Source organism: Pseudomonas sp. F01002, from assembly GCF_004402115.1.
Classification (GTDB): domain Bacteria; phylum Pseudomonadota; class Gammaproteobacteria; order Pseudomonadales; family Pseudomonadaceae; genus Aquipseudomonas; species Aquipseudomonas frigoris.
Genome location: NZ_SOPU01000008.1, coordinates 318 through 2,959, shown reverse-complemented (window position 1 = coordinate 2,959; position 2,642 = coordinate 318). Strand labels below are relative to the sequence as shown.

Sequence of the window (2,642 nt, the reverse complement as noted above, 5' to 3'; positions counted from 1 at the left end):
CGCTCCCACATTGATCTTCAGTGATCACAACATTTGTGAACGACTGAGAACCCCTGTGGGAGCGAGCTTGCTCGCGAAGAACGATAACGCGGTCCAACTGACCTGAATCAGATTTTGAAGCTGTCGACCAACTGCTTCAATCGGTTCGCCTGCAAGGACAACGCATCGCAATCCTTCAGCGTTTCATTGAGGTTGGCCACGCTCTGCTGGTTCAGCAGGTTGATCTGGTTAACGTCGACGTTGAGGGTTTCCACGACCGCCGTCTGCTCTTCGGTTGCCGCGGCCACCGACTGGTTCATGCCGTCTATTTCGCCGATGCGCTGGGTCACGCTGACCAGTCGCAGACCGGCCTGGTTCGCCACTTCGACGCTCTGTTCGCTGGAGACCTGACTGGCGTTCATCGTGGTCACCGCTTCGCGAGAACCGATCTGCAGCGAGGTGATCATCTTGTGGATCTCCTCCGCCGATTCCTGAGTGCGGTGAGCGAGGTTTCGCACCTCGTCCGCCACCACCGCGAAACCACGACCGGCTTCACCGGCGCGGGCCGCTTCGATGGCCGCGTTGAGCGCGAGCAAGTTGGTTTGCTGGGAGATGCCTTTGATCACATCCAGAATGTGCCCGATGTTGTCGGTGCTGGCGTTCAGGGTTTCGATCTGGGTGCAGGACAGGCTGATTTTCTGCGACAACTCGGTCATCGCCAGAATGGTTTTCTCCACCACCTGACGACCATCATCAGCCTGCTCGCTCGCGCCGCTGGCGTGCTGGGAAGCATCGGCGGCGTTGCGGGCGATTTCCTGGGTGGCGGCGCCCAACTGGTTGATCGCCGCGGCCACACTGTTGGTGCGGGCGCTTTGCTCGTCGGAGCCGACGATCGAGGCGTTGGACGAGGCCATTACCCGTTGCGACAGATCGTGAACCTGGCGGGTGGCCGACGACACTTCGGAAATTGACGCGTGAATTCGCTCCACGAACTGGTTGAACGAACCGCCCAGCTCACCGAATTCGTCTTTGCTTTCCACGGCCAGACGTCGAGTCAGATCGCCCTCACCTTGAGCAATGTCCTGCATCGCACGGCCCATGGTGGTCAGCGGACGCATCAGCACGTTGATCAGCAGGCTCAGCAGCACTGCAATGGCCGTCACGGCGATGAACATCGCGATTAGCGCAGAAGTACGGAACTGACTGAGTGGTGCGTAGGCCTTGTCCTTGTCGATCGACAGACCGATGTACCACTCGGCATTCGGCAAACCACTGACCGGCGTGAACGAAAGGATACGGTCCTGCTTGTTCAGGGTGACTTCCTGATTGCCCTTCTCGATGCGCACGCCGGCGTTCGGGTAGATGTCCTTCAGGTTTTTCATCACCTGGTCCTTGTCCGGGCTGACGATCACCTGACCGTCGGCGCTGACCAGGAATGCGTGGCCGATGCCACCGAAATCCACCGAGTTGATGATCTTCACCAGCGTTTCCAGGCTCAGGTCGCCGCCGACCACGCCGAGCAACTCGCCGTTCTTTTTCACCGGCAGGGCGATGGTCACCACCAAGCCACCGACGGCAGCCATGTAAGGCGGGGTCAGCATGGTCTTGTCGGCAGCCACGGCCTGTTTGTACCAGGGACGCTGACGCGGATCGTAACCGTCAGGCATCTTCGCGTCCGGGCGCTGAGTAAACACGCCGTTGGCCTGGCCCACGTAGGTGAACTGGAAGTTCGAGGTCAGGGCCGGTTGACTGACCAGCCCCGGGAGGTCGGCATTGGCGCCTTGATGGGCGACGTTTTGCGCGAGGTTTTCCAGCACCAGCACACGGCCACTCATCCAGTTCTGCACGCTGCTGGCGGTCAGATCGCCGGCCTGCTGGACGCTCGATTCAAGATTTTGACGGATGGTGTTTCGCTGCAGATAGTCGTTGTACAAAGTGAACAACGCAAAAGCCAGCACCACGACGCCGGAGGCGGCCAGAAGGATTTTATGGCTGAATTTGAGATTCATTTCATGGGACTTCTTATGCAAAAAGTGGGGATGCGTTCCGGGTTGCAACATTCCATGTACAGCGCAGGCAGGGCTCTGGGGCCGCTCTACTTTGGTGCACGCATGTCTCATCAGTCTGTCGGCACAAAACGGAGAAATCTTAGGCGTTTGTACGAAATGATCGGTATTCCTGTAAGTTACCCGCCGAACGGCGTGCCAGAGCGCCTGCTCAGTCTTTTTGTGACGGTTGTTCGTACGGCAGTTGCAAATTCCCCCGCGCCTTTGTGCGAACGATCGCTTTTGGTCTGGTGATCGACCATTGGCGCTGTGAAAAAATCGAACGCGCCTATCTGGAAAGCATTGCCCGCATGCTCGAAGTCCTGAAGCCGAAAGTGCGTCAGGCGTTTCTGCTGGCGCAGTGCGAAGGGCTTACCCACAAACACATCGCCGAGCAAATGGGTTTGTCTCTGCGTTTAGTGGAGCGCTGTGTGCGCCGACGCGCTGTATTACTGATGTCTGTGGATAACGCGCGGTGAACCGCATCAGCAGTTGCTGCGTCTGCGTAACAACTCGGCTAATGCCAGGCTACGTCAGCAATGCGACGTCTGGCGGGCGAACACCATGAAGACGAACTGGCCTTGGAAGTGGAAGCGCATTTGCAGCTGATGACCCATT

Annotated in this window: 1 protein-coding gene and 1 pseudogene; one reads left to right on the top strand and one right to left on the bottom strand. The window is 58.3% G+C overall.

Annotated elements, in window-relative coordinates; all coding sequences use genetic code 11:
- Nucleotides 1–107: 107 nt before the first annotated feature.
- A complete protein-coding gene (locus tag E3W21_RS05355; RefSeq protein ID WP_056745790.1) occupies nucleotides 108–1,988 on the bottom strand; it encodes a methyl-accepting chemotaxis protein in 1,881 nt (626 codons plus the stop codon).
- 245 nt (nucleotides 1,989–2,233) lie between these two features.
- Here E3W21_RS05355 and E3W21_RS05345 point away from each other — a divergent pair.
- Nucleotides 2,234–2,480: pseudogene (locus E3W21_RS05345) on the top strand (sigma factor-like helix-turn-helix DNA-binding protein); the annotation flags it as partial.
- Between the last annotated feature and the right edge of the window lie 162 nt (nucleotides 2,481–2,642).

Coding starts and splice junctions, on each gene's coding strand:
- E3W21_RS05355 (WP_056745790.1), bottom strand. CDS start 1,988: ATGAATCTCAAATTCAGCCATAAAATCCTTCTGGCCGCCTCCGGCGTC.